Origin of the sequence: Streptomyces wedmorensis (assembly GCF_000716445.1) — a bacterium.
In the GTDB taxonomy this organism is placed as follows: domain Bacteria; phylum Actinomycetota; class Actinomycetes; order Streptomycetales; family Streptomycetaceae; genus Streptomyces; species Streptomyces wedmorensis.
Genome location: NZ_JNWK01000033.1, coordinates 71,071 through 94,273, shown reverse-complemented (window position 1 = coordinate 94,273; position 23,203 = coordinate 71,071). Strand labels below are relative to the sequence as shown.

Sequence of the window (23,203 nt, the reverse complement as noted above, 5' to 3'; positions counted from 1 at the left end):
TTGTCGCGTCAACAACTGCACTCTCCGGTGTGGCGGTCAGAGCCGCAGCGTCCGACGCAGCCAGTCGACCCGCATCGCGCGAGCCCGCCTCGACAGATCGGCCTCGGGCGCGAGCGCGTCGAATCCGTGAAAGCCGCCCGGCCACACGTGCAACTCGGCCACGCCGCCGGCCTGCCAGAACCGGGCGGCGTAGGTGACGACCTCGTCGCGGAAGGTCTCGGCGGAACCGACGTCGATGAAAAGGGGAGGCAGGCCGGACAGGTCCTCGGCGCGCGCGGGAGCCGCATGGGCCGGGACGTCCGGGCCACCGCGACGCTCTCCCAGCAGCGCGGTCCACCCCGTGTCGTTGGATGTACGGTCCCACGCCCCCACGCCGGCCATCTGGCGGGCTGACACGCTGTCGTTGCGGTCGTCGAGCATCGGGCAGACCAGCAACTGCCCCGCTGCCACAGGACCGTCCAGATCCCGGGCGAGCAGCGTCATGGCCGCCGTCAGACCGCCGCCCGCGCTCGGCCCCGACACCACCACACGCCCGGGGTCGATCCCCAGGTCCTCGGCACGGGTCATGGTCCACCGGAACCCGGCGTACACGTCCTCCAGGCCTGCGGGAAAAGGGTGCTCCGGAGCGAGCCGGTACTCGACGGAGACCAGGACGATTCCCAGTTGCTGCACCCAGTCGAGCATCTCGCCGATGAGGTTGCGGTTGTCCCCCAGGACCATGCCGCCACCGTGCGTGAAGTAGACCGCGGGCCGCGACTCCATGGAGCCGGTCCGCCGGCAGATCAGCAGAGAGATGTCCGGAGCTCCCGTCGGCCCCGGAACCCGGAGTTCCTCGAACTCGACGGCGCCGCCTCGGCGTATGTCGTCGTCGGTCGCGGCACCGGACGCCATGAAGTCACGCAGCCCGGGGAGCATCTCCGGAAGAATGGCCGGTGGCATGACCTGCGCCAACGACTCCAAGGCGGGCACGAGTTCGGCGTCGAAGGGAGGCGGCGGTCCGATGCGCGACGTGTCGGTCATGTGTTCCTGCGTTTCTGTCGGTGAGTCATGGCACGACATGTGCGGGGCGTGAAACCCCACTCGCCTGCCCGTTCCGGTGGGCGGCGGCGCAGGTGCGCCGCCGCCCTGGCGGCACTTGAGCCGGGGCAAGCGGAACCGCGTGGGTGCGGCATGCACGAGCCGCGGGCGGCATGGCAACGAGACCGGTGCCGTGCCGCCCGCGGGCTCCCGCTGCCGGACGGGCGGAGTCAGCCCTTGTTCTGCCCCAGGAGCTGCAGTTCCCAGGCCAGGCTGGTGCCGAAGCTGCTCCCGTGCTCCAGGAGGATCTCCGTCATGCCGGGAACGGTCTCCTCGCGAGCCCAGTCGCGCTGCCACTCCGAGATGACGGTGCCGGAGCAGGTCGGGATGACACCGGCCTGGATCATGCGCTCGATGCCGCGCTCGTGGGCCTCGGTGGTGGTGGCACCCGAGGCGTCGGTGACGGCGAAGACGCGGTAGCCGTCGGCGAGGGCGTGGATCGCGGGCCAGGCGAGGCAGATGTCCGTCCACAGCCCGGCGATGACGAGGTCCTTGCGACCGGTCGCCTCGACGGCGTCGACGACCCGCTGGTCCTCCCAGGTGTTGATCGCCGTACGGTCGATCGGCGTCTGCTCGGGGAAGACGTCCTGGAGCTGGCGGATGATGTGGCCGCCGCGGTCCTCGACGACCGTGGTCAGGATGGTCGGCACGTTGAAGAGCTTGGCGCCCTTGGCCAGCGCAGTCACGTTGTTGATGACCAGGCTGGCGTCCATGCTGCGCATGCCGGCGAACTGGGCACCCTGGTGGTCGATCAGCAACAGTACCGACTTCTCGGGAGTGAGGAGCGCGTCGAGTCCGGTGTACGTGATGGCGTTGGCTGCCATGTCATCTCCGATGATTGTCGTGACCGGCGACCTGGATGCGGCCGCCTCGAGCAGAGTCGCAGCAGCCTCAACTCCCGCGCATCGGTGACTAGTACGTACGTGGTTCGCAGGGCTATCGGCGGATCGACGGGCACTTGACAGGCGGATCGGATCCGACGGCCGGCGGAGGCCCTCGTCCGCGTCGTGGTGGCACCCGTAAACCCGGGCGAGGCCGGCATCAGGGAAGGCGGCTTCGCGGACATGCGGCCGGCGCACTTTCCCGAAGGCCGGGGCAACGACTTCGCCGGATGCATCGTCGCCCTGGGCGAGGGGGTGAACGAGTTCGCCGTCGGGGACGAGGTCATCGGATATCTCCCCCGCGCCGCACACGCCGACTACGTCGTCTCCCCGGCCGCCGTCCTCACGCCGAAGCCCGCGGACATCCCCTGGGAGGTGGCAGCGCCCCTGTCCGCGGTCGGGGTGACCGCCTGGGCAGCTGTCCAAGCGGTCGACCCCCAGCCCGGGGAGACCGTCGTCGTGTCCGCGGCCGCCGGGGGTGTGGGCTCCCTCGCAGCCCAGCTCGCCCGTCTGCGTGGCGCCACGGTCATCGGTACGGCCGGAGACCAGAACGCCGACTTTCTCCGGTCTCTGGACGTCATTCCCGTACAGCACGGCCCCGGACTGGCAGAGCGTCTGCGCGCCCTCGCGCCGCAGGGGATCGATGCCTACATCGATACCTTCGGGCATGGCAACGTCGACACCGCCATCGCCCTGGGCGTACGACCGCAGCGCATCAACACCATCGCCGACGGCCGTGCCGTAGCCCGCTACGGCGTACGGAGCGAGGCGCAGGAGGGCTCGTTCTCCCGTGAGGTCGTCGCCGAGCTCGCGGCCCTTGTCTCGAAGGGTTCGCTGACCGTGCCCATCAGCGCCGTCTACCCGCTGGAAGAGGTCCAGGAGGCCTACCGTCAGGTCCAGCGGCGCCACACACGGGGAAAGATCGTCCTCAGCCTCGTCCCGGACACGGAGCGTGCCTCTACAGCGGCATTGATCAAGACCCGAACCTGAGCATCCCGCCGGCCTCCGCCGCATCCGAGGAGGTACGCATGTCCGTACAACGCATAGGGCTCATCACCCACCGAGGGCGCCCCGCCGCCAGGGAAGCCACCGGCGCCGTTCACGCATGGTGTCGGTCGCACGGCATCCGCTGTACCGACATCGATGTGTGGGGCGAGGACCAGCAGCGCCGCACCAGCCGAGAAGAGGCGGAGGCCGCCGGTGACCCGGACCTCCTCGCCACCCCCACCGGCTCGACTGCTTGCGGCTTCGCCGCCGGAGGCCCCGTTCTGTCCTCCCACATAGATGCGGTCGTCTTTACGCCGATCGCCCCGCACATGACCTTCGACCACAGCGTCGTGGCGGCCCCCGACGAACCTGTCGCCCTGCGGATCCTGCCGAACTCGGGACAGGCCGCGGTCATCGTCGACGGCCGGCTGCACGGCATCCTCGACCCGGGCGACTGGATCGGCGTCTTCCGGGCCCCGCACCGAGTGCGGCTCATCCGGCTGCACCCGACCGACTTCTACGGCCGCCCACATGACCGCTTTCGCCTCACCGACGCACCCGCGAGAGTAGTCGACGGACAGGCCGCGCCGTTCTTCCGTCCCGACACCCCGATACCGCCCGACCTCGCCGAGATGCGGCTGCCTCCCCGACAGCGGCGCGCTGACCCCTGTCGACGGCCGTCGTCTGCCGAGGCGACTTCTTCGTGGACGGCCGGATGACGCCGTGTCAGCGAGCAAGGACGGAAGGCCGGGGACCCGCTGTGGCATAGGTGACCAGCCCGGTGACCAACAGCGCCGCCGACATCCATGTGGAAGGCGCCGCGTCGGCAGGCTGGAACATCCACGCTGCGATCTCCACGGTCCGATCTCCTGATGGCGGGACGAAGTAGGCGACGGCGCACCAGGCGAAGGGCACGGCCCAGGCGAAAGCAGCACCGAAGACCGCCGCACCGATCGCCGCGAGACCGGCCAAGCCGCAGGCGGCGCGGCCGATCACGAGAAGCGTGGTGGTCTCGGTGGTGACCTGGAGTGCCAGTAAGACCGTCACGGCCGCCATTCCGATGCCCAGGGCATGCGCGGCCCTGATCCAGGCCCAGGAGAGTGAGCCGGTTCGGTCGAGCCGCACATCCTGTCCGCCCAGCCCGGTGGAGGCCACCGCGATGCCTGCGCTCAGGGCGAGTACCAGCGACCGGGCGTCGGGCGAGTGCTGCTCACCGGACCAGGACGGAATAGCGGCCGCGATACCGCTGATCACCGTGGCCGGCAAGCTGAGGAAGATCTGCCGTGAGCGGGCATAGAGTCGGAGCCACCTCAAGGCTGCCCGCCTTTCGTTAGTGCGCCAAGGGGATCGCCCTGGCACGAGAAGGCAGCGCGGCGCATCGCGTCGATCTTCGAGCGCTGCTCCTGTTCGGGTCGCGAGTGCAGCGTCTCCCAGACCGGCTGAGCCAGAGCCATTGCTTCGTCGCGCGACCAGAGAGTTCCCGGCAGCGGCTCCAGCTCACCTGTCGCCCATGCGACCGCGACGCTTTGCGCGGCGATCTCACGGATCTTGCGGCGACTGCCGTCCTCCGGGGAAAGACATGTGGGTGCCAGCCCGCTGGCGATGAGGCTGCGGACGAGATCTGTCCCACGGGCGTGAGTGACCGACCAGTCGTCGAAGTACAGGAACAGCGTGGTGCGCGAACGCGGCCGCACTGTTCCGGGGGCCTGCTGAACGGTGGACTCGTTCATGGTCAGAGGCGCCTGATCGCCCAGTCGCTCACGCATGATGCGCAGCGCCTGGTAAGCGGGCCCGACAAGATCCGGAAGCCGTGAGGAGTGGGCCCTTGTGACACACACCCGTCCGTTGCACTGCGGCGCTGCCATCACGGTGTCCACCACGTAGGTCCGAGACGAAGTGGGCGGCAGGACGGCCAGAGCGATCACGCCGGCGGCAAGAGCTGATGAGACCGCCGCGAGACGCGCTCGTCGGCGGGCGGCGACGAGAAGCGCGACACCCGTCGTGCCCAGTCCGGCCAGCCAGATCACTTGCCCGGCGTGCACCGAGGCGGAGAACGTCGTCAGCACGTCGCGCACGGGGCCGTTCGCGGGGGAGAGGAGCGCGAACCGCAGCGGCACGATGCGCTCGCCGGCCATGGGGTCCTGGGCCTGTTGCATGGTCAGCGTGCCCATGAGCGCCGCTGCCGCCAGGAGCGGTGGTGTCAGTGCGGACGGCGCGACCTTGCCCATGCCCATGCCGAAGACGGAACCGGCGACGAGCGAAAGAGCGCCCACCAAGGACAGCGGTAGCCATCCCGTGTGCCAGTGACCGTCACTGGTGTGCACGTGGATCGCTCCCAGCAGGACGGGGCAGGCGAAAGCCGCTGTCAGCGTGAGCGCCGACGCGCCCGCGGTTCGTACTGCCCGCGACAACGGGGGCCGGGACGTGGTGGCCAGCAGCTCTGTCATTCCGGAGCGGTGATCTCGCATGCCTTGCAGCGCCCCGAACCCCACTGCGAGCGGCCACAGGAACACGAGCAGGAAGCGGGTCCACAGGGCCATCGAGGTCCACTGTGCCGTCCACATGGTGGGGCCCTTCTCCCAAGGGCCGCTGATCAGGTACAGGAACCCCAGCGTCAGGAGCACCAGGACACCTCCCGCCGAAGGAGCGACCGAACGTCGCAGCTCTGTGCGCAGGATGCCGAAGGACCTCACCACGTACCCGCCTCGCGGTCGGTGGAAGCCAGGAGTGCGGAGTATCCCCGGTCAAGCGGGCTGCCGCCGATGTCCTCGGGACCGCCGATCGCCTCGAGTTCCCGTGGGGTCCCCTGAAAGACCAACCGGCCGTCCGCGAAGAGGATGACGTCCGTACACGCGGCGGCCACGTCCTCGACGAGATGGGTGGAGACCACCACACAGGTCTCGTCCGCGAGGCTCTTGAGGAGTTCACGGAAGCGCAGTCGCTGCGCGGGATCGAGGCCGACGGTGGGTTCGTCGAGAAGGAGGATGCGAGGGTCGTTGACCAGGGCCTGCGCGATGCCGACGCGGCGCACCATGCCGCCGGAAAGCGACTTCATGCGGTCGTCCGCCCGGTCCGCCAGTCCGACACGTTCCACCGCGCGTTGCACCGCCCCGGGGATCTCCTTCTTCGGCACTTCCTTGAGCCAGGCCATGTACTCGACGAACTCGCGCACGGTGAACCGCCGGTAGTAGCCGAACTCCTGGGGGAGGTAGCCGATGGCGCGGCGCACTGCTCGTTGGTCACCGGCGTCCCCGACGGCGTGTCCCAGCATGTGCAAGGACCCGCCGGCCGGACGGAGCACGGTCGCCAAGGCCCGGATGAGGGTGGTCTTCCCGGCGCCGTTGGGGCCGAGGAGGCCGTGGACTCCCGTGCCCAGGCGCAGGTCGATGCCGTCCACCGCACGCCTCCGGCCGGCCCTGACCGACAGCCCCTTGGCGTCGATCTCCCAGGCGTAGGTCTTCGGCGCGAGTTCGCTCGCGCCCACGAAGGTTTTCACTTGACGTCTCTTCTCAGGGTCATCGCTGCGGATGCAGCAGCGCGCCGGTGTTCCGGCGGACGATCAGGGCCATGGTCGCGAGGGCGGCCAGCGCGGCCCAGACAGGCAGTGCTGACGGCCGGAGGGCCAGAGGCATGTGGCTCATCGCCAGGGCGGGGACGAGGATCACGCCGGCCCACAGGCCGGACAGGGCGAGAGCGGCGCGGGTGACTCCCCACACGGTGCCCAGCGCCAGTGTGGCCGCGGTGGTGGCCAGACACGGGAGGAGCCATTGGGCCACCATTGCCCCGGTCGCCCAACCGCCGATGAGCAACGTCGGTACGACCACGGCGAGGGTGGCCACCGTGCGCCGCAGCACCAGGGGCATCCCGGCCCGTGGCGTCGCCGCCGTGATCTCGGAGGCGGGGTCCAGTGCCGGCGACCAGGCGGCCGTCACGGCGAGGACGGGCAGGAGGGGAGCGAGCAGCAGGAGCAGGGAGATGTCGCCGGTCAGCGATTGCAGGACGTCGAGGAGTGTCGCGAGGAACGACACGACGATGATCGCCAGCAGCCACGGCACTGTGGTCGGGGCAGCCCAGCTGAACAGTCCTGCGCTCCGACGGCGCGGTGCCGACGCGGTGGCGGTCAGCTGCGGTTCCAGTCCGGCCCAGACGTCGTCGAGGAGGGACATGACCGCGGGGTCCTGGACACGTGCGAGGGCGGAGAGGTGGTCGCGGCACGTCGGGCATCCTTCGAGGTGTCCCTCCAGGGCCCACACCTTGTCCGTCGCCAGAGCTTGCGGGCTGCGCAGATAAGCACTGATCAATTGGGGCGACGCGTGTTCCGATGTCATGACAGGGCCTCTCGCATCACCCTTCGTGCCCGCCGGGCACGCGTTTTCACGGTGCCCTCGGGCACCTTGAGCAGAACGGCGGTCTCCCGCACCGACAGACCGTCGAGGACCAGGGCCTGCAGGACGTCGCGGAGTTCCGGTGCCAGTTCGGCCAGTGCTTCTCCGAGGTGCCCGTCCACGCGCGCTGCGAGAACCTCCTCCTCGGCGCCCGGCGCCGCTGGATCGGGAGCCGCGGCGGGTGGTGGCTGGGCGTGGTGGGCCCGGCGCCGGAAGGCGTCGACAAGCCGGCGGGCGGCGATGGTCCACAGCCATCCGACGGCGGACCCACCGACCGCGGAACCCGCGAACCCGTTCGCCGCCCGCCAGACGGCCAGGTACGTCTCCTGCAGGACTTCCGCGACGATCTGTTCGTCGCCGCAACGTCTGCGCAGCCGGGTCGCCAGCCAGGGAGAGGTGCGCCGATACAGTTCTTCGAACGCGCTGCGGTCGCCGCGGGCGACGAGCTTGACGAGATGCTCCTCGTCAAGCTCGTGCAGTGGCTCTTTGCGTGGTCTCACACCCGCAAGACGTGGGCAGTCGACGATCGGTTTTCGCCAGACTGTGATCCGCGGCACAGAGGCGGAGAAGGGGTCGCTCGCTGCTGAACCCTGCCCGGCCGATCATGCGGTTGGGGCTGCAGCGGACTTTGCGGAAATCTCGGCAGCCGGGCCCATAGGCGCTTCCGCTCTCAGCGCCGAAGGGGCCGTGCGCCGCTGGCCGGGGTCGGTTTCCTACCGCGCCTACGGCTCGCGGGCCCGCCGGGCGGGAAGCCGTCGCTCGCGAGTTCCACGCTGCCGAGGGGCCTCGGACGGGCGACAGACAGCGAGCCGACTTCCGGAGCGGTCGAGCGTCGACCGGCTGATGGCCAAAGGGGCCGTGTTCCGTGAACCGGAGCGATGCCGGTGCCCGACAGTTTGGTGGTGCGTGGGCATACGTCGTCCGTGTGCAGAGGGGTCTCCCGCATGTCTGATGGCTCATCAGGTAAGTCAGCATCTGGTCAGTATGAGTCCCCGCGCGTTCCGGTGTGATCGTCCCAACAGACGCCTGAGCGAAGGGAAAGGTCCAGGTAGGAACCCGTCTCGCCTGATCGGAGCGATGTTCCTCACAAACATCGTTCGGCGCGTGCCGGTGTACAGTCGAGACCGCCCTTGACCTGCACGAAGCAGGCAGGGAGCCGTCTCAGAGGAGTCCACAGTGCTGCGCACTCTGTTCAAGTCCAAGATCCACCGGGCGACCGTGACCCAGGCGGACCTCCACTACGTCGGTTCGGTGACCGTCGACGCGGAGCTGATGGAGGCGGCCGACCTCCTGCCCGGCGAGTTGGTGCACATCGTCGACATCGACAACGGGGCCCGTCTCGAGACCTATGTCATCGAGGGTGAGCGCGGTTCCGGCGTGATCGGGATCAACGGTGCCGCCGCGCACCTCGTGCACCCCGGGGACCTCGTCATCCTCATCAGTTACGCCCAGGTCGACGACGCGGAGGCGCGGACGTTCGTGCCGAGCGTCGTGCACGTCGACGCGGAGAACCGCATCGTGGAGCTGGGTGCCGACGCGTCCGCGCCCGTGCCCGGGAGCGACACGGTGCGGGCCCCGCACGCCGTGCCCGGCGCGCCGGCGGAGCCCGTCGGCGCACCCGTGCGGGTCTGAGCGGAGAAACGCCGCACGGCAGGGCCGAGGATCCCCGACGACCGGGCGGACGCAGGCCCGGAGACGGGCGGGATCCGGCGGTGCGGGCGGTCCTTCCGGCCTCCGCCGGCCGGGTGCGGGACCCGAAGGGCGGGGTCCGGCGGGCGTAGGCGCGTCCGCCGGGCCACCCTGGGAAGGGACGAACCCGTCGACCGAGAGGTCCGTGATGACGCAACCGCCGTACCCCGACCCGCAGCCGCCCTCGCCGATCCCGCCGTCACCGCCGCCGGTGCCGCCGCCGAACCCGGTTCCGGTGCCGCCGGATCCCGCGCCGACGCCGCCGCCGCAGCCCGGCGGGCCCGTACCGGAGCCCGAGCCTCAGCCCCAGCCGGGTCCCGCGGGCCGGGGACCGGCGTCAACACGGAGGTGACACAGGGGGCTTGAGGTTCCGCGAAGCCCTTGTCACGGAGCGTGCGCCACCCCTAACTTGGACGGCTGCTGCTGTGTTCAAGGGGGGCCCATGGCCGTACGCGGACGTCACCGCCGCCACCAGCCGAGCCGGATCAACCGCGCCTCGCTGACCGTCACCGCGGGAGGCGCCGGAATGGCGCTGCCGCTCATCGGGGCGGGCGCGGTTCAGGCGGCCTCGCTCGACGTGTGGGAGAAGGTCGCGGCCTGCGAGTCCTCCTCCAACTGGCGCATCAACACGGGCAACGGCTACTTCGGCGGCCTCCAGTTCAGTCAGTCCACCTGGGAGCGGTACGGCGGAACGCACTACGCGCCGCGCGCCGACCTCGCCTCCAAGGACCAGCAGATCGCCGTCGCCGAACGCGTCCTCAAGGGACAGGGGCCCGGTGCCTGGCCGTCCTGCGGGCCGCGCGCGGGTCTCGCCCGGGGCGGGGAGACACCGGCCGCCGCTCCCGAGCGCGGCACGGCGCAGAAGCCGTCCCGTGCGGGGAACGCGCCCCGGACCACGTCCCTGCCCGGGCAGCGCGCGTTACCGGAGGAGCCCGCGAGGAACGCCGGCCCCACCTCCGTACCGACCGTCCGCGAGATGTACACCGTGACGCCCGGCGACTCGCTGTCGGCGATCGCCCGCGACGAGCACGTCCAGGGCGGCTGGAAGGGCCTCTACGAGGCCAACCGACGGATCGTCGGCGACGATCCCGACCTCATCCACCCCGGCCAGCGCCTCACCCTCCGCATCGCCGCGCCCCGCAAGCCGGACGCCACCAAGGCCGCCAAGCCGACGACGGCGACTCCCCCCGCGAAGGGGACCCCGTCGGCCGAGCCCGCCACCCCGGCGAAGCCCGTGGGCCGGACTGCCCGGCCCGCCAGGACCGCCCCGCCCACCGGAGCGACACGTCCCGGCACGCAGCCCTCCAAGACCCCCGCCACGCGCCCCACCGCGCCGCGACCGGCGCCGACGGCCTCGACGAGACCGGCCCCGAAACCGGTGACGAAGCCCGCGCCGAAGCCCGTGGTGGGGAAGAAGCCGGTCCCGAAGCCCGCCGCGGCCAAACCGGCGCCGAAACCGGTCCCCAAGCAGACGCCACGGCCCAGGCCCGCCGCCGCGCCCGACGAGGACCGCTACTCGGCGCCCGTCTCCGCGGACGTCGGCACCCGCTACGGCAAGCCGGGCAGCTCCTGGTCCAGCGGCTACCACACCGGCGTGGACTTCCCGGTGCCCACCGGGACCTCGGTCAAGGCCGTGGCGGGCGGCCGCGTCGTCTCCGCCGGGTGGGGCGGGGCGTACGGCTACCAGATCGTCCTGCGGCACGACGACGGCCGCTACAGCCAGTACGCGCACCTCTCCGCGCTCAGCGTCCGCGAAGGCCAACGGGTGAGCGCCGGTCAGCGCATCGCGCGCTCAGGATCGACCGGCAACAGCACGGGGCCGCATCTCCACTTCGAGGTGCGGACGGGTCCCGGGTACGGATCCGACATCGACCCGCTGGCCTACCTCAGGGCCCGGGGCGTCACCCTCTGACCGCCGGGCCACGGGATCCCGGCGGACCGACGGCGCCGGCCCCTGGGCCTCGGACGGCCCCCGGGTCTCGGACGGCCCCCGGGTCTCGGACGGCCCCCGGGTCTCGGACGGCCCCCGGGTCGCCCCGGACGCCGAAGGCGGTGCCGGCGCCGACGGCGCGTCCGGGGGCACGGTCATCCGGTCCAGCATGAGCTGGACGAGTCCGCCCGCGGCCACGGCGCCGCAGATCAGGGCGGCGACGGCACCGGCCGTGCCGTACCGGAAGCTCTCGCCGAACAGGGTCAGGCCCACGGCCGCGGCGACCACCGGATTCACCACGGTGACGGTGGCGAGCGGGGCGGCGAGCCCGGCACCCCGGTACGAGGCCTGGGAGAGGAGCAGTCCGGTCACGGCGAGGGCCGACAGGACCAGCAGCGCCGTCCACTCGGCGACCGGCGCGCGGGACGTCCACTCCTCGGCGACCGCCTTCGTGAAGACCGACGCGATGCCGAACGAGACGCCCGCGGCGGCGGCCAGCACGATGCTGCGCAGCACGGACCTGCCGATCAGGCGCGCCACCGTGAACAGGACGGCCACCGCGGCGAACGTCGCGGCCGCGAGCAGCCACCGCTCGTCGTCGGCCAGGGACCGCGCCTCGGCGCCGCTGGTCAGGCTCAGCAGCCCGGCGAGGCCCGCGGTGGCCATGACGGCCCCCCGCCAGGCCCGCCGCCCGGCCGCGCGGCCGACGAACAGGGCTGCCAGGGGCAGCGCGAAGACGATCGTGAGCGCGCCCAGCGGCTGGACCAGGCTGAGCGGCCCGTACGCGAGGGCGGCGACGTGCAGCGCCGCGCCGACGCCGTTGAGCAGGACGGAACCCCACCAGGCCGGGCTGTGCAGCGGCGCGTAGCGCGGACCCGTGGCGGAGGCCGCGACCCGCTCCTGCACGATCGCCGCGGACGCGTAGGCGACCGCCGAGACCAGGGCCAGGAGGACGGACAGCATGAGAGGACTCATACCTTCCACGATCTCTCTTCCCGGCCGTTCGCGTCGTCGTACCAGGGGACGTCTTCGCACGTACCACCGGCGCAGTACGCGGGGCCCGCGTACGCCTTGAGACGTACGCCTTCGCAGGTCGGACCGGGTGGAAAGCGACTTTTCCGGTCCCCGGTACGACCGCACGACCGACTCCGGAACCCGTGTGCGAAAAGTCCCCGGCTACGGTGGGCGCCGAGCCCGCGACACGGGCTCCGTCCGCGCCGCCAGGCCCGGACGGGAGGGACGGCGACGGACCGGGGGCGCAGGCGCGTGGATCTCGTGGAGAGCGGATCGGTGGGCGGGTTCTTCGCCCTGCGGACCATCCCGCCGGAGGGCGGCGGGGCGCACCGTCCGCTGGCCCGGCTGTACGCGGGGGAGGACGGCCCCCTCACCGCGCGCGTGGACCGGGTCGCCGCCCGGCTCGGCACCCCCGAGCGGCGCGTCGCGGCCTCGATCGCCCACCTCGGACTCGCCGCCCGCCTCTGGTCGACCGCCATCGGACCGGCCGCGCTGTACGGCCGCTTCCCGGACCTGGCCCCCGGCGAGCTGCACTGGGACGGGGCCCTCACCTCGCCCGACGACCTGTGGTGGTCCGGCTCCGCCACCCGCCCCGCCACCGTCGACGAGCTCGCCGCGGTGGTCCTGGAGGCCCACCTCGTCCCGCTGCACGCGGCGCTGCGGCGCGACGGCGGGATCTCGCCCCGGCTGCTGTGGGGCAACGCGGGCTCGGCGCTCGCCGGCGCGCTGCGGGAGCTGAGCCGGTGGGCGGCCGTCCACCGGCGGCCGGACGCGGCCGAGCGGGCCGCAGCACTCGTCTCCGGGCTCCTCGCCCGTCCCGAGCTCGCGGGCACGGTGCGCGGGCCCCGGCTGCGCCGGTCCAGCTGCTGTCTCTACTACCGCTGCCCCGGGGGCGGCCTGTGCGGCGACTGTGTCTTCGACCACGCTCCCCGTACGGGTTTGGAGGCGCGGCCCCCCGCTCCGTAAAGTTGCTTCTTTGAGAGCCCCTGAGCGGCGAGACGCACGAGCGAACGAGGAACCCGAAGGCCATGACGGTGACCGAAGAAACCCAGGACTACGGGCCGGGCGTCGACCCCGAGCGCCTGGCCGTCTGCCTGAGCGTCCTCGACGAGCTCGACAAGCTGGACGTCGACCACCCGGACGCCATCCGCGTCCGGCGCGCCACGGCCGGGATCTACCGGACCGTGAAGCAGCGCCGCCGCCAGGAGCGCCGGGCCTCGAAGACCGCCAACGACAAGGCGGTCACCGAGGCCACGGCCACCGGCTCCGCGCAGCGCATCGACGACGAGACCGAGGGCCTCCTGCCCAGCTCCGTCACCGAGGAGGGCCGGATCGCCGGGATACTCCAGCGCCCGCGCTCCTGCTACGTCTGCAAGACGCGGTTCGTCGAGGTCGACTACTTCTACCACCAGCTCTGCCAGAAGTGCGCCGCGGAGAACCGGGCCAAGCGGGACGCCCGCGCCGACCTCACCGGCAAGCGCGCGCTGCTCACCGGCGGCCGGGCGAAGATCGGCATGTACATCGCGCTGCGGCTGCTGCGCGACGGTGCCCACACCACCGTCACCACCCGTTTCCCCAAGGACGCCATCCGCCGCTTCAAGGCGATGGAGGACTCCGCGGACTGGATGCACCGGCTCGAGGTCGTGGGCATCGACCTGCGAGACCCGGCGCAGGTCGTGGCCCTCGCCGACCAGATGACCGAGGCCGGACCCCTCGACATCCTCATCAACAACGCGACGCAGACCGTGCGCCGGCTGCCGTCGGCGTACGCCGCCCTGGTCGACGGCGAGAACGCCCCGCTGCCGGCCGGTGAGCTCCCCGCCCACCACGTCATCGGTGCCTTCAACTCCGGCGCGGTCGGCGAGCTGGTGGGCGGCTCGTCGCTGCCCGCCGGAGTGAGCGGCCTCGACGCGCAGCAGGTGGCGGACCTCGCCCTGGTCGCGGGCAACGCCTCCATCGCCCGGCACCTCGACGGCACCGCCATCGACGCCGGCGGCCTGGTGCCGGACGTCGTCGAGACCAACACGTGGGTGCAGAGCATCGAGCAGATCTCCCCGGTGGAGCTGCTGGAGACCCAGCTGTGCAACTACACGGCGCCGTTCATCCTGATCAGCAAGCTGCGGCCGGTGATGGCCGAGGCCGCGAGGAAGGCCGCGAGCGGCCGTTCCTACGTCGTGAACGTCTCCGCGATGGAGGGTGTCTTCAGCCGCGGCTACAAGGGCGCGGGCCATCCGAACACCAACGCGGCCAAGGCCGCGATGAACATGGTGACGCGCACCAGCGGTGAGGAGATGTTCAAGACGGACGGCATCCTCATGACCTCCGTCGACACCGGCTGGATCACCGACGAGCGCCCGCACTTCGACAAGCTGCGGCTGGCCGAGGCCGGCTTCCACGCCCCGCTCGACCTGGTCGACGGCGCGGCCCGGGTGTACGACCCGGTCGTGCGCGGCGAGGCCGGCGAGGACCTGTACGGCTGCTTCCTGAAGGACTACGCCCCCGCCAACTGGTAGGCCCGCCCGGCCCCCGTCGACTGAAATGAGCGTTCTACCCATCGGTAGGGCGCTCATTCGACTTGTGTCACCCGATCGCGTCACACTTTGGAGCCCGGTAGAGCGCGGATCCGCTCATTTGGTTAGTCTGATGCTCACGGTCGGCCACCGAGGAGCCACACCTTCCTCACGGCCGGCCCGGGGACTGGCCTGCCACCAAGGCCGCGGTCCCGCCCGACGAACGGCGCCACCGCGACCGACCGGCACTTGTCCCACAGGTACGCGACACAAAGGAGTGCGCGGTGACACCCGAACTGACGAAGCAGGATCCGCGACCGGCCGAACCCGTCGACCGGCCCCGCCGCAAGGGCGAGCTGGGAAGCCTCGAAGTGTGGGCCCGCTCGGCCCCGATCCGGCTCGCGGGCTACGAGGACGACCTCGCGGAGCCCCACATCCTGCCCGGCATCGACTGAGCCGGTGGCTTGACGCCATCCTGATCTCCCTGTGCCCCCGGTCGCCGGAACCCACGTTCCGGCGACCGGGGGCACAGGCGTGTCCTCACCGGTCGTCCACGGACGGGCGCAGCAGCCGGGTCGGCGGCAGGTACTCCCGCACCAGCGTCCGGTGCCACCACGCCCCGGTCGAGCGCAGCTCGCGCCAGGTCGTGTACCGGTACCGGTAGAGCCGGGCGCGGACATGGGTGGGCGGGGCGTCGGGGAAGGGGTTGTGGGCGAGCAGCCGAAGGGTGTCCCGGTCGCCGTCGAGCAGCCGCTCGACGAAGGGACCGAACCACTCGCGCGCGTACCCGGGGGAGAGGGCGGCGAACCACATCAGCCAGTCGAGCCGCAGGTGGTAGGGGGCGAACTGGCGGGGCAGCCGGCGGAGGTCGCCGGGTTTGCCCTTGAAGCCGTACTCCCGCCAGACCGTGCCCGGGTGCGGAGCCGGGTCGTCGGTGCCCTCGACGACGATCTCGTCCCGGATCCGGCCGACGGTGCCGAACGCGCCGTAGGTGTTGACCAGGTGGAACGGGTCGTACGAGCGGTTCATCGCCTGGTGCCGGGAGAGCAGGTTCCTCACCGGGCGGTAGCTCCGTACCAGGACGAAGACGGTCACGAGGACGACGAGCACCACGTACCAGAGCGGCGGGTCCGGCTGGGGGTGGGAGCCGGTGAGCGGCGAGGCGTCCACGGCGGACAGCGCGAGCACGATGGTGATCCAGTTGAGCCAGGCGAAGTTGCCCGAGAGCACCAGCCACAGCTGGGTCGCGATCATCAGACCGGCCGCGATCGTGGCGACCGGCTGCGGGGTGAACAGCAGGAACGGCACGAGCAACTGGACGACGTGGTTGGCCGCGGCCTCCACCCGGTGCAGCGGGCGCGGGAGGTGGTGGAAGAACCAGCTCAGCGGGCCGGGCATCGGCTGGGTCTCGTGATGGTGGTAGAGGCAGGTCAGGTTCCGCCAGCAGGCGTCGCCGCGGATCTTGATGAGCCCGGCGCCGAACTCGACCCGGAAGAGCAGCCAGCGCAGCAGGAAGAGGACGAGGACGGGCGGGCCGGTGTCGTCGTTGCCGAGGAACACGGCGAGGAACCCGGTCTCCAGGAGCAGCGACTCCCAGCCGAAGGAGTACCAGGTCTGGCCCACGTTCACGATCGACAGGTACAGCGCCCAGAGCACGAACCACAGGAGCATCGACACGGCCAGCGGGACCGCGTCGCCGACGCCGGCCACCAGCGCGAGCGCCAGCGCGGCACCGGACCAGGACACCGTCGCGAACAGCCGGTCGGAGTAGCGCCAGTGGAAGAGCGAGGGGGTGTGGCGCGGGCGGGTCCGGCGCACGTACTCGGGCACCGGGAGCATGCCGCGCTCGCCGATCAGCGCCCTGAACTGGAGGGCGGCCGACAGGAACGCCACGCAGTACAGCCCGGCGAGGCCCCGCTGGAAGACGATCCGGCTCAGCCAGTGGTCGGGTGCGGTGAACCACTCCATCGCTTCCAGTATCGGCCCCCGGTCACCTCCTGACGAGGCGCCGCAGGGTCCGGCCCAGGCGGCGCGCGTACGCCAGCTGGAGCCGCGGGATCAGGGGGCCGCCCAGTCGGGTGTACCAGGTGGCGGGTCGGCTGAACGCGGTGACCGTGAACCGGACGGCGCCGCCGGGCTCCAGCGAGACGACGAACGACTCCTCGCCGCACTCCGGATGTCCGCTCAGGGTGCCGTAGGCGAAGCCCGCGCGGTTCTCCTCGTACGCCGTCCAGATCACCGAGCAGGGAGCGCCGAGCCGCGCCCGCCCGACGCCCACCGACACCTCCAGGCAGACGCCGGGCTCGGCGCGCGGGGCTTCGCAGCGGACGGTCGCCCCCGAGGCGCGGTGCATCCGCCATGTGGTGACGGCGGCACCGGCGGCCTCGAACGCGGCACGGCCGCTGCCCACGACCACGCTGTGACGCAGGTGCAGGTACCCGTCGGGCAGCGTCTCCGGAGTGCCGGTCGCCCCGACCTCCCGGTAGGTGAGGGTCTGACGCGGGCGCGCCGGCCGTGCGAGGTCGCTCGTGAGTCGGGTCATGCCGGAATCCCCCTCGGCGGTTGAACGCGTTCAACTGGCGAGTTGAGAGTAGGACGTTTCTTGAACGTGTTCAAGTGGAGGCGGGGTGGCGTACCGGTCGCGCCGGGGTGGAGGAGGCGCGAAGGCGCGGGCCGTCCCGCCGACCGGGTGTCCACGGACCCGGTCGGCGGCCCTCCGCTTGCGGCCCGTCACGGGCTGCGACACACATGGAGGACTGGCCGGAACCGGGCCGCGGGGCCCGGGAAGAGAAAGCGGGAGAACCAGTGCGCACCCCCTTGCGCCGGACACGGCGCACCCCCGCCGCCGACCGGGCGGCCCGGTCGGCGGCGGCCGACCGCCCGTTCCCGTCCGCCTTCGACGGAACGGCCCCGTCCGCCTCCGGCGGCCCCGCACCCTCCACCCCGGGCCGCCCCGCCCCGCCCGTCGCCGCCCGCTCCGCGGCGGCGGCGGTGGCGTCGGTGTTGCTGCTGGCGGGCTGTTCCGCCGGTGAGGAGGGAGCCGGGGGAGGCGCCGTGGAGGCCGCGGCCGCCGTCACGCGGGACATCGTCCTCCAGCCGGTGGGTGCCCAGGGGCCGGACCCGTTCACCGCGTCCACCGCACGGATCACCCGGCAGTCCTTCGCACCGAACCGCGAGCCGGGGAACGGGTCCGGACAGGCCCGCGAGATCACCGGATCCACCCCCGGCCTGTACGGGGGGACGCGCGCGGAGGCCAGCTGCGACGTCGAGCAGCAGGCCGCCTTCCTCGCCGCCGACCAGGGCAAGACCCGCGCGTTCGCCGAAGCGGCCGGCATCCCCGAGACCAACGTGGGGGACTGGCTGCGCGGACTGACGCCGGTCGTCCTGCGCGCCGACGCGCGGGTCACGAACCACGGGTACCGCGAGGGTCGGGCGACCGCCTTCCAGTCCGTGCTGCAGACCGGTACGGCGGTCCTCGTCGACCAGTACGGCTCCCCGCGCGTCCGCTGCGCCTGCGGCAACCCGCTGCGCACCCCGGTCGCGGTCCGGGAGGGCGTCCACCAGGGTGACCCGTGGGACGGCTTCGACCCGGACCGCGTCATCGTCGTCCGGCCGACCACCACCGTCGTCACCAGCCTCGTCATCGTGAACGCCGCCGACAGCACCTGGATCGAGCGGCGGACCGGCAGCGACGGGGACGCGGACCGAAAGCCCGACGTCGCACCGGCCTGCGACCCGGACGAGTGCGCCCTGTCCGACGCCGCCACGCCCGGCCCGGTCACCCCCGTGCCCAGCTCCCCGGACCGCCGCCCCTCGCCGGACCCGGCCTCCCCGGCCCCCGTCCCGCCGCGCCCCGTACCTTCCGACCCGCCCACCTCCGCCCCCGACCCCTCCGGGACCGGCGGCACGGACACCGGAACCGAGCCGCCCGCCCCGCCCTCGGAGCCGTACCCCGACCCGTTCGCCGACCCGCCGACGGACCCGTACCCCGACCCGCAGGACGTGCCGTCCGGCGAACCGCCCACCGTGCCGGACGGGGAGCTGCCCCCTGAGGAGCTCTTCCCGGCCGGGCCGATGCCGGACCTGCCGGAGACCTTCCAAGGGTGAATCCGATCTTCATGGTGCGCAGGGGCGGTGCTGCGCCTAGCGTGGCCCCATGAACGCGGGCAGAGGGGGCGGGGAGGCGGTCGAGCGGCTCCGCCGTGCGCCGGAGGAGTCGGCCGGCGGGGCCCGGATCCTGCACGAGTACGGCTCCGCCTTCCGGATGGGCGGCTTCGACTGGGACCTGGTCAGCGGCATGATGATCATGGACGATGCCGCGCTCGAGGTCTTCGACATGGACCGCGAGGAGTACGACGACCGCCCCGAGTCCCTCGGCTCGCGGGTCCTGCCGGACGAGGGCCGCCGCCTCGACACGATGGTGGCGCAGGCCCTCAAGGAGGGCAGCGACCAGTACGGGGCGTACTTCAGGATCCGCCGCCGCGACGGCAGCCACCAGTGGACCCACACCCAGGGGCTCGTCCACCGCGACGACGCGGGACGGCCCGTACGGATCGTCGGCGTCCTGCGCGACGCCACCCACGAACTCACCGAGTCCGCCGCCCGGCTCGGCCTCGACGAAGGGCGCCGGCAGCGCGCCGGCGTCGTCGAGGGGACCACGGCGGCCCTCGCCTACGCCCGGACCGTGCAGGACGTCATCGACCTGCTCAACGACTCGCACGCCCTGGAGCACTTCGGCGCCGCGAGCCTGGTCATGGGCCTCGTGGAGGCCGGCCGCATCCACCTCGTCGCCGAGGGACCCGACGGCGCCTTCGTGCCGGGCACCCGGTTCACCCGGGTGGACGAGCCGTACCCGATGAGCGAGGTGATCCGCACCCTTCGGCCGCGCTTCATCGACTCGGCCCGGGACTTCGCCGACTCCTTCCCGGTGCTCTGGCCGCACATCAGCGGGCTCGGCATCACCGCCGCCGCCTATCTGCCGCTCATCGCCCAGGCCCGGCCGATCGGCGCGCTCGGGCTGCTCTACAGCGACAAGACGGGCTTCAGCGAGGACGAGCGGACCCTGCTCGTGGCCCTCGGCAGCAGCATCGCCCAGAGCCTCCAGCGGGCCATGCTCTACGAACAGGAGCACGACCTCGCCGAAGGGCTCCAGCAGGCGATGCTGCCGCGCCGCATCCCCGAGGTGCCCGGCGCGCAGACCGCCGTCCGCTACCGCTCGGCCCGGCTCGGCCGGGACATCGGAGGCGACTGGTACGACATCATCCCGCTGCCGGGCGGGCGGGTCGGCGCCGTCATCGGCGACGTCCAGGGCCACGACACCCACGCGGCGGCCGTCATGGGCCAGCTGCGGATCGTGCTGCGCGCCTACGCCGCCGAGGGGCACCCCCCGGCCACGGTGATGGCCCGGGCCTCCGTCTTCCTGCACGAGCTGGACACCGAACGCTTCGCGACCTGCACCTACGCCGAGGTCGACCTCGCCACCGGGGTCGTCCAGGTGGTCCGGGCCGGCCATGTCGACCCGTTGGTGCGGGAGGTCGACGGCAGCTGCCGCAGGATCCCGGTCGAGGGCGGGCTGCCGCTCGGCCTCTCGGCGGAGTTCGGTCGCCTCGACTACCCGGTGACGACCCTGGAACTGGACCCCGGCCAGACCCTGATGCTCTACACCGACGGCCTCGTGGAGAAGCCCGGCGCCGACCTCGACGAGGGCTTCCAGTGGCTCACCTCCCTGGTCAGGCGCGGTCCCGGCGACCTCCAGCAGCTCGCCGACCACCTCTGCGACGTGGTCGCCGACCGCGGCGGCGAGGACGACGTGGCGATCCTGCTGCTGCGCCGCGACGGAGGGTTCGCCGTGCCGGCCGGGCGGTTCCGGCAGCACGTGGCCCAGAGCGACCCGGAGGCCCTGAGTTCGGCCCGGCACATGGTCAGGGCCGCCGTGCGGGCCTGGGGCGCGGAGGAGCGCGCCGACGAGATCGAGCTGGTCGCCGACGAGCTGATGACCAACGCGCTGATGCACACGGACGGCGGGGCGATCGTGACCCTGCGGATCCTGGCCGGCCCCGTGCGGCGGCTGCGGGTCGAGGTGGAGGATCGTTCCAGCGCCCTGCCCCGGCGCCGGGAGGCGGGGGAGGCGGGGGTCTCCGGGCGCGGGCTGCTGCTCGTCGACCAGATCTCCGACATATGGGGCGTCGAGTCGCGGGGCGGTGGCAAGTGCGTGTGGTCCGAGTTCACCTTGGAACGCTGAGGTTGTTAACTGAGCGTGAACCGATCGTACTTGACCGTAACTGTCGGTACGCGATTGACTGCGATCTCCCGCCCCTCCGCGCAGGACGTGAGGCCCCATGAGCAGCAGCGAGCTACTGGCCCCCGAGCGACCGGCCCCCGCACGCCCCGACCCCAAGGGTCCCGACCCCGAGGACCCCGCCCCCGAACTCCTGGCCCCGCTCGACCTGGCCTTCTGGCACCTGGAGTCCACCGACCACCCCCTGCACCTCGGCGCCCTCGCCCACTTCGGCCCCGCGCCCGCCCTCGCGGGCCACGAACCGCCGGACGTCCTGGACCTGCTCGCCCGCCGCGCCGCCGCCGTCCCCCGGCTCCGGATGCGCGTCCGCGACGTCCTCCTCCCGGTCGGCGGCGCCGCCTGGAGCGCCGACCCCGGCTTCGACGTACGCCGCCACGTCCGCGAGATCGTCCTGCCCGGCGCCGACTTCCCCGCCGAGAGCGCCCGGATCGCCGCCGAACTGATGGAGCAACCCGTCGAACGCGGCCGGCCCCCGTGGGAGATGTACCTCCTCACCGGCGCCCCCGACGGCTCGTTCGCCGTCCTCGTCAAGCTCCACCACGCCCTCGCCGACGGCATGCGGGCCGTCGCCATCGGCGCCGGCATCTTCGACGAGATCGCCGCCGCCGGCCGCCGTCCCGCCGGCCGCCCCCGGCCCGTGCCCCCGCGCTCCTGGCTCCCCGCGCCCGGCCGGCTCCTCGACATCGCCCGGGAACGCCTCGGCGACCTCGGCCGCGCCGTCGAGGTCGGCGCCTCGGTCGTCGGCGCCTCCGTCGTCCGCGCCGCCCGCCCCGCCGAGGCGCTCGCCGCCCACTCCAGCGGCACCCGCAGGATCGCCACCGTCACCCTGGACCTCGAACGCGTCCAGCGGATCCGCCGCGCCACCGGCGGCACCGCGAACGACGTCCTCCTCGCCGTCACCGCCGGAGCGCTCCGCCGCTGGTTCGACGGCCGCGGCCTGCCCCTCCCCGGGGTCGACCCGCGGGCCCTCGTCCCCGTCTCCCGCCGCCGTCCCGGCGCCGCGCCCGGCCCCGGCAACAGCCTCTCCGGCTACCTGCTCGACCTGCCGGTCACCGAACCCGAACCGGCCGCCCGACTCGCCGCCGTCCGGCACGCCATGGACCGCAACAAGGCGGCGGGCCCCCTCAAGGGCGCGGGCGCCGTCGCCCTCCTCGCCGACCGGCTGCCCCCGCTCGCCCACCGCATCGGCGGGCCGCTCGCCTCCGGCGCGGCCCGGCTCCTGTTCGACGTGCTGATCACCCAGGTACCGCTGCCCCGCGCCGCGCTCTCCCTCGGCGGCGCCCCGCTGCGCGCCCTCTTCCCCATGGCCCCGCTCGCCCGCGGCCAGTCCCTCGCCGTCGCCATGTCCCCGTACGGCGGCCGGGTCCACATCGGCCTCGTCGCCGACGGCGAGGCCGTCCCCGACCTCGACGCCCTCGCCGCCGCGCTCGCCGCCGAACTCGACCTGCTCGACCCCCCTCGGACAGCCGCGGAGCCGGGGCCGCGGCCCGGCCCGGCCGACTGAGCGGCACAGGGTCTGTCGCGCGACCCGGCCGGCCGTGCGGCAGGGTGGAGCCATGCCCGAACTCCCCGAGGTGGAAGCGCTGCGCGAGTTCCTCGACGCGCACCTGGTGGGCAAGGAGATCGCCCGCGTCCTGCCCGTGGCGATCAGCGTCCTCAAGACGTACGACCCGCCCCTGGACGCCGTCGAGGGCGCGGAGGTCACCGCCGTCGCGCGGCACGGGAAGTTCCTCGACCTCACCACCACCGGACCGGCCGGCGAGCTCCACCTCCTGATCCACCTGGCCCGCGCGGGCTGGCTGCGCTGGCAGGACCCGCTCCCGTCGGGCCCGCCGAGACCGGGCAAGGGCCCGCTGGCCCTGCGGGCCGCGCTCACCGGCGGCGACGGCTTCGACCTCACCGAGGCCGGCACCACCCAACGCCTCGCCGTCCACCTGGTCCGCGACCCGCAGGACGTGCCGGGCGTCGCCCGCCTCGGCCCCGACCCGCTCGCCGACGACTTCGGCCCCGACGCCTTCGCCGCGCTCCTCGCCGGAGAACGGCGCCAGATCAAGGGCGCCCTGCGCGACCAGAGCCTCATCGCCGGCGTCGGCAACGCCTACAGCGACGAGATCCTCCACGCCGCGAGGATGTCGCCGTTCAAACCCACCCAGAACCTCACCCCGGAGGAGACCACCGCCCTCTACACGGCGCTGCGCACCACCCTCCGCGAGGCCGTCGAACGCTCCCACGGCCTCGCCGCCGGCCGGCTCAAGGCCGAGAAGAAGAGCGGCCTGCGCGTCCACGGCCGCACCGGCGAGCCCTGCCCCGTCTGCGGCGACACCATCCGCGAGGTCTCCTTCAGCGACTCCTCCCTCCAGTACTGCCCCACCTGCCAGACCGGCGGCAGGCCGCTCGCCGACCGGCGCCTGTCGAAGCTGCTCAAATAGCCC

Annotated in this window: 21 protein-coding genes; 11 read left to right on the top strand and 10 right to left on the bottom strand. The window is 72.6% G+C overall.

Translation table 11 applies throughout. From position 1 onward, the window contains the following. Nucleotides 1–36: 36 nt before the first annotated feature. Nucleotides 37–1,020, bottom strand: coding sequence for an alpha/beta hydrolase (locus tag OO54_RS24750; protein WP_033206661.1), 984 nt, complete (start codon nt 1,018–1,020; stop codon nt 37–39). Between the two features lie 227 nt (nt 1,021–1,247). Beyond that, the gene (locus OO54_RS24745) at nt 1,248–1,901 is read right to left on the bottom strand and encodes a hydrolase (protein WP_033206660.1); all 654 of its coding nucleotides are present in this window, start codon (nt 1,899–1,901) and stop codon (nt 1,248–1,250) included. 150 nt (nt 1,902–2,051) lie between these two features. On the opposite strand from OO54_RS24745, the gene OO54_RS24740 reads away from it, so the two are divergent. Together OO54_RS24740 and OO54_RS24735 are read left to right on the top strand one after the other, a co-directional pair. Continuing rightward, nucleotides 2,052–2,948, top strand: coding sequence for an NADP-dependent oxidoreductase (locus OO54_RS24740; protein ID WP_051787157.1), 897 nt, complete (start codon nt 2,052–2,054; stop codon nt 2,946–2,948). 38 nt (nt 2,949–2,986) lie between these two features. After that, on the top strand, nt 2,987–3,664 hold the full coding sequence (locus OO54_RS24735) for an NAD(+)/NADH kinase (protein ID WP_051787156.1): 678 nt from the start codon (nt 2,987–2,989) through the stop codon (nt 3,662–3,664). Between the two features lie 7 nt (nt 3,665–3,671). Here OO54_RS24735 and OO54_RS24730 read toward each other — a convergent pair whose 3' ends face one another. From OO54_RS24730 to OO54_RS24710, 5 genes are all read right to left on the bottom strand, one after another. Next, nucleotides 3,672–4,211, bottom strand: a complete 540-nt coding sequence (locus OO54_RS24730; protein WP_157856508.1) for a hypothetical protein — start codon at nt 4,209–4,211, stop codon at nt 3,672–3,674. Between the two features lie 44 nt (nt 4,212–4,255). After that, on the bottom strand, nt 4,256–5,569 hold the full coding sequence (locus tag OO54_RS24725; protein ID WP_234439548.1) for a hypothetical protein: 1,314 nt from the start codon (nt 5,567–5,569) through the stop codon (nt 4,256–4,258). Nucleotides 5,570–5,634: 65 nt separating this feature from the next. After that, nucleotides 5,635–6,441, bottom strand: coding sequence for an ABC transporter ATP-binding protein (locus OO54_RS24720; protein WP_033206657.1), 807 nt, complete (start codon nt 6,439–6,441; stop codon nt 5,635–5,637). A gap of 19 nt (nt 6,442–6,460) precedes the next feature. After that, a complete protein-coding gene (locus tag OO54_RS24715; RefSeq protein ID WP_033206655.1) occupies nt 6,461–7,273 on the bottom strand; it encodes a membrane protein in 813 nt (270 codons plus the stop codon). After that, nucleotides 7,270–7,830 (bottom strand): RNA polymerase sigma factor, encoded by a 561-nt coding sequence (locus tag OO54_RS24710; RefSeq protein WP_033206654.1) that lies wholly within the window; start codon nt 7,828–7,830, stop codon nt 7,270–7,272. Before OO54_RS24710 ends, OO54_RS24715 begins: the two co-directional genes overlap by 4 nt. A gap of 676 nt (nt 7,831–8,506) precedes the next feature. Here OO54_RS24710 and panD point away from each other — a divergent pair. Together panD and OO54_RS42505 are read left to right on the top strand one after the other, a co-directional pair. Beyond that, on the top strand, nt 8,507–8,962 hold the full coding sequence (panD, locus tag OO54_RS24705) for an aspartate 1-decarboxylase (RefSeq protein WP_033206653.1): 456 nt from the start codon (nt 8,507–8,509) through the stop codon (nt 8,960–8,962). A 499-nt stretch (nt 8,963–9,461) separates the two neighbouring features. Further along, on the top strand, nt 9,462–10,931 hold the full coding sequence (locus tag OO54_RS42505; protein WP_051787154.1) for a transglycosylase family protein: 1,470 nt from the start codon (nt 9,462–9,464) through the stop codon (nt 10,929–10,931). Here OO54_RS42505 and OO54_RS45135 read toward each other — a convergent pair. Further along, nucleotides 10,812–11,924: a DMT family transporter gene (locus OO54_RS45135; protein WP_033206652.1), complete on the bottom strand. Its 1,113-nt coding sequence runs from the start codon at nt 11,922–11,924 to the stop codon at nt 10,812–10,814. The genes OO54_RS42505 and OO54_RS45135 overlap by 120 nt on opposite strands. A 291-nt stretch (nt 11,925–12,215) precedes the next feature. Between OO54_RS45135 and OO54_RS24695 the strand changes: the two genes are divergently transcribed. The 3 genes from OO54_RS24695 (at nt 12,216) to OO54_RS46460 (ending at nt 14,928) form a co-directional block, all read left to right on the top strand. Beyond that, nucleotides 12,216–12,929, top strand: coding sequence for a (2Fe-2S)-binding protein (locus OO54_RS24695; protein ID WP_033206649.1), 714 nt, complete (start codon nt 12,216–12,218; stop codon nt 12,927–12,929). Nucleotides 12,930–12,991: 62 nt separating this feature from the next. Beyond that, a complete protein-coding gene (locus OO54_RS24690; protein ID WP_033206647.1) occupies nt 12,992–14,476 on the top strand; it encodes an SDR family NAD(P)-dependent oxidoreductase in 1,485 nt (494 codons plus the stop codon). 281 nt (nt 14,477–14,757) lie between these two features. Then, nucleotides 14,758–14,928, top strand: a complete 171-nt coding sequence (locus tag OO54_RS46460) for a hypothetical protein (protein WP_017240713.1) — start codon at nt 14,758–14,760, stop codon at nt 14,926–14,928. An 85-nt stretch (nt 14,929–15,013) separates the two neighbouring features. Here OO54_RS46460 and OO54_RS24685 read toward each other — a convergent pair whose 3' ends face one another. Continuing rightward, on the bottom strand, nt 15,014–16,441 hold the full coding sequence (locus OO54_RS24685; protein ID WP_033206646.1) for a lipase maturation factor family protein: 1,428 nt from the start codon (nt 16,439–16,441) through the stop codon (nt 15,014–15,016). 22 nt (nt 16,442–16,463) lie between these two features. Next, complete coding sequence (locus OO54_RS24680; protein ID WP_033206645.1) at nt 16,464–17,015, bottom strand: DUF1990 domain-containing protein; 552 nt, start codon at nt 17,013–17,015, stop codon at nt 16,464–16,466. Nucleotides 17,016–17,278: 263 nt separating this feature from the next. Here OO54_RS24680 and OO54_RS24675 point away from each other — a divergent pair, with 263 nt between their 5' ends. The 4 genes from OO54_RS24675 to OO54_RS24660 all read left to right on the top strand — a co-directional run bounded on the left by OO54_RS24675 (nt 17,279) and on the right by OO54_RS24660 (nt 23,200). After that, nucleotides 17,279–18,580 (top strand): DUF6777 domain-containing protein, encoded by a 1,302-nt coding sequence (locus OO54_RS24675; protein ID WP_234439547.1) that lies wholly within the window; start codon nt 17,279–17,281, stop codon nt 18,578–18,580. A gap of 157 nt (nt 18,581–18,737) precedes the next feature. Continuing rightward, entirely contained in the window at nt 18,738–20,714 is a 1,977-nt protein-coding gene (locus OO54_RS24670; RefSeq protein ID WP_234439550.1) for a SpoIIE family protein phosphatase, read from the top strand. Nucleotides 20,715–20,811: 97 nt separating this feature from the next. Continuing rightward, nucleotides 20,812–22,275 (top strand): wax ester/triacylglycerol synthase family O-acyltransferase, encoded by a 1,464-nt coding sequence (locus OO54_RS24665; RefSeq protein ID WP_234439546.1) that lies wholly within the window; start codon nt 20,812–20,814, stop codon nt 22,273–22,275. A 52-nt stretch (nt 22,276–22,327) separates the two neighbouring features. After that, the gene (locus OO54_RS24660; RefSeq protein ID WP_033206641.1) at nt 22,328–23,200 is read left to right on the top strand and encodes an Fpg/Nei family DNA glycosylase; all 873 of its coding nucleotides are present in this window, start codon (nt 22,328–22,330) and stop codon (nt 23,198–23,200) included. The last annotated feature ends 3 nt before the right edge of the window (nt 23,201–23,203 follow it).